The sequence below is a fragment of the Gluconobacter potus genome (assembly GCF_015244705.1).
GTDB classification, from domain to species: Bacteria; Pseudomonadota; Alphaproteobacteria; order Acetobacterales; family Acetobacteraceae; genus Gluconobacter; species Gluconobacter potus.
In genome coordinates this window covers 1-2558 of the sequence record NZ_JABCQF010000044.1, presented here as the reverse complement: position 1 = coordinate 2558, position 2558 = coordinate 1, and the positions used below count along the sequence as shown (strand labels likewise).

General features: G+C 63.1%; 3 protein-coding genes. All 3 read left to right on the top strand.

Going from position 1 to position 2558, the window contains the following annotated elements; all coding sequences use genetic code 11:
* Positions 1-61 precede the first annotated feature (61 nt).
* The 3 genes from tnpA (at position 62) to tnpC (ending at position 2528) form a co-directional block, all read left to right on the top strand.
* On the top strand, positions 62-550 hold the full coding sequence (gene tnpA / locus HKD31_RS15820) for an IS66-like element accessory protein TnpA (protein ID WP_228120963.1): 489 nt from the start codon (positions 62-64) through the stop codon (positions 548-550).
* Positions 547-894 carry an IS66 family insertion sequence element accessory protein TnpB gene (gene tnpB / locus HKD31_RS15815; RefSeq protein ID WP_019092242.1) on the top strand — a complete coding sequence of 116 codons (348 nt, stop codon included), beginning with the start codon at positions 547-549 and terminating at the stop codon, positions 892-894. The genes tnpA and tnpB overlap by 4 nt, the downstream gene beginning before the upstream one ends.
* A 65-nt stretch (positions 895-959) precedes the next feature.
* Complete coding sequence (gene tnpC, locus HKD31_RS15810; protein ID WP_194265707.1) at positions 960-2528, top strand: IS66 family transposase; 1569 nt, start codon at positions 960-962, stop codon at positions 2526-2528.
* Positions 2529-2558 lie beyond the last annotated feature (30 nt).

Sequence of the window (2558 nt, the reverse complement as noted above, 5' to 3'; positions counted from 1 at the left end):
TCGTAAGCTCCCGGCGACTGACGCCTTGCTGAATATTTCTGGTCTGGTTCAGCTATGAAGCATGAACGATTTAAGAGATAGTGACGCGGTACTACCTGCGAGTGTCGCAGGTAGTACCGCAGAGAGGCTCCAAAGGAGCGGTAGAGAGACAGGCGAGCGAGACAGGCTGGCGGACGCCTCGCGGATCGAGATCGTTTCGGATCGCCGCCGCTGGCACGCCCCTGAATTTCGCGCGCGAGTGGTCATCGCGTCCTACGAGAGCCGGCGCCCCATAAGGGAGGTGGCTGCACAGTATGGGATCCATCCAAGTCTGGTGTTTCGCTGGCGGCGAGAGGCTCGGGCCAAAGCGCAAGCCAAAGGCGGGACATCGTTCATACCTGTCATGGTGGCCCCGGTTCCCGAGCCGCCGCCATTGGAGCGTCGGAGAGAACAGGGAACGCTGTCCGGCCAAGCCGTCAGCCTGGTCTTTCCGGACGGTGTGCGGCTGGAGTTCGACACAGGGCTGTCCGCTGATCGTTTGCGTGAGATTGTGGGCGCACTGCGGTCATGATCCCGCTTCCCTCCACGCTGAGGATATGGCTGGCGGCCGGCGTGACTGATATGCGCCTGGGGATGCCCGGGCTGGCGTTGAAGGTCCAGGAAGCACTGGGTCGTGACCCTTTCGCGGGTGACGTCTATGCCTTCAGGGGCCGACGCGGCGACCTGGTGAAACTGATCTGGCACGATGGGATCGGCCTTTCCTTATATGCGAAGCGGATCGAACGCGGGCATTTCCTGTGGCCTTCGGCAAAGGACGGAGCGATCCATCTCTCCCCGTCACAATTGACTTGTCTGTTGGAGGGTGTGGATTGGCGCAATCCGCAGAAAACATGGAGACCTGAACTGGCGGGATAATAAAAACCGCGCCAGGTCAGCATATACTGGTACCCTTTTGAGCGCCCATGTGATCAACTGCCTTCATGACGGGAGACACGGACGACATCATCGCCTTGCGCGCAGCACTTGCCGCTGCCGAGGCGCGTGCCGAGGTCGCGGAAGCCCGTGCGGCCAGCGCCGAAGCGCAGGTTGCCCATCTCAAACATCTTATCGCGCGGATGCGCCAGGATCGTTTCGGCACCTCGTCGGAGCGGGGGCGCCGCCTGCTGGCCCAGCTCGAACTCGAACTGGAAGAACTGGAGACGACGCTCGCCGAGGACGCGCCCGAAAATGCGGCGGATCCTGCCGTCCGCACGACAGCACCCCGGAGCAACCGGGGACGCCAGCCCCTGCGTGCCGACCTGCCGCGCGAGCAGGTCGTCATCCCCGCACCGACACAGTGTCCGTGCTGTGGAAGCGATCGTCTGAGCAAACTGGGGGAGAGCGTCACCGAGACGCTGGAGGTGATCCCGCGCCAGTTCAAGGTCATACAGACGGTGCGGGAGAAGTACACCTGCCGGGACTGCGAGAGCATCACCCAGCCACCCGCCCCCTTCCATCCGATCGCGCGCGGACGCGCCGGCCCATGGCTGCTGTCGACCATCCTGTGCGACAAGTTCCTGCAGCATCTGCCGCTGAACCGGCAGAGCGGGGCCTTTGCCCGCGAAGGGATCGATCTCGACACATCAACGCTGGCCGACTGGGTGGGAGCCTGCACCGCGACGCTGGCTCCCCTGACTACGCTGATCCGGGCGCATGTGCTGGCGGCACAACGCCTGCACGCGGACGACACTACCATGCCGGTTCTGGCGAAAGGCCGGACAGTCACCGGACGATTGTGGAATTACGTGCGGGACGATCACCCCTTTGGAGGTACAGCGCCCCCAGCCGTCTGGTTCCGTTATTCCCGGGACCGCAAGGGCGAACATCCCACGGACCATCTCACCGGCTGGACCGGCATTGTGCAGTCAGACGCCTATGCGGGTTATAACACTCTGGCGAAACCGGGACGCCAACCCGCGCCGGTTGTCTCCGCCGGATGCTGGGCGCATGGACGCAGAGGGCTGTTCAAAATCGCCGAGAAGGACAAGGCGCCCCTCGCCATAGAGGCAGTAGGCAGGATCGACACCATATTCGAGGCCGAGCGCGCCATCAACGGCACGACCGCGGCGCACCGGCTAACGGTCCGCCAGGAGAGCATCGCGCCACTGGTTACGGGTCTGTTCGACTGGATGCGGGAGTGTTGCCGGCGCATGTCGACCAAAAATCCCGTTGCCCACGCCATGAACTATTTTCTCAGACGTACCGATACATTCACACGATTCCTCACTGACGGCCGGATCTGCCTCTCAAACAATGCAGCAGAACGCGCTCTGCGCGGCATCGCCCTGGGCAGGAAAGCCTGGTTGTTCGCCGGGTCCGATCGTGGCGGAGAGCGCGCCGCCGCCATGTATTCCCTGATCGTCACCGCGCGCCTGAACGATGTCGATCCCCAGGCATGGCTCGCCGATGTCCTGGCACGGATCAATGACATCCCCAATCCACGCCTCCATGAACTTCTGCCCTGGCACTGGAAAGCCCACCAGCAGGTCCACAATACCATCGCCGCCTGAATACGCCCGCGTCTCTCGCCGGATGATTAC

Bases quoted from the DNA above. Each gene is read 5' to 3' on its own strand.
- tnpC (WP_194265707.1), top strand. From the start codon at position 960: ATGACGGGAGACACGGACGACATCATCGCCTTGCGCGCAGCACTTGCC.
- tnpA (WP_228120963.1), top strand. From the start codon at position 62: ATGAACGATTTAAGAGATAGTGACGCGGTACTACCTGCGAGTGTCGCA.
- tnpB (WP_019092242.1), top strand. From the start codon at position 547: ATGATCCCGCTTCCCTCCACGCTGAGGATATGGCTGGCGGCCGGCGTG.